A 431-nucleotide genomic window follows, 5' to 3' on the forward strand; every position below is an offset into this window, starting at 1 on the left:
CCTCGTCGTCGCGGGCACGCTCGTCGTGCGCGGCGTGGGGCGGCAGCACGCGTAGCGCGCGGCGGCGTGCGCGTCGCACGGGCGCGCGCGGACCCGGCGGGCGCCGTGGCGGTGTTTCCCCTCACTCAACCGTGGCCCGCGCCGCGCCGTAAAGGCGAATGACGACGGGCGACGGGCCGCGCGGGGCGGCCGGCGCGCCGTCGCACGCCACCGGATTCGCGAGCAAGACATGGATATTCGACGCAAGCTGCAGGTGTTTTCCCTGGTGACCGTCCTGTCGATGGGGGCGGGCGTGCTCGTGTGCGCGACGGGCCTGCGCGCGGCGATGAAGGCCGAAGACGCGTCGCACGAACGGGAACGGACGCTGCAGGGCATCACCGAGATCAAGGCGAGCGCACTGTCGACGATTCAGCTCGACCCGAGCACCGATG

At 72.9% G+C, this 431-nt stretch carries 1 protein-coding gene; it reads left to right on the top strand.

Features of this window, described 5'->3' with window-relative positions; all coding sequences use genetic code 11:
- Positions 1 to 229: 229 nt before the first annotated feature.
- Positions 230 to 431: hypothetical protein (locus J5M73_RS31475; RefSeq protein ID WP_207816992.1), on the top strand; the 202-nt coding region annotated here is incomplete at its 3' end.

The sequence above is a fragment of the Pseudomonas sp. 50_B genome, from assembly GCF_017491625.1.
GTDB lineage: Bacteria > Pseudomonadota > Gammaproteobacteria > Pseudomonadales > Pseudomonadaceae > Aquipseudomonas > Aquipseudomonas danubii.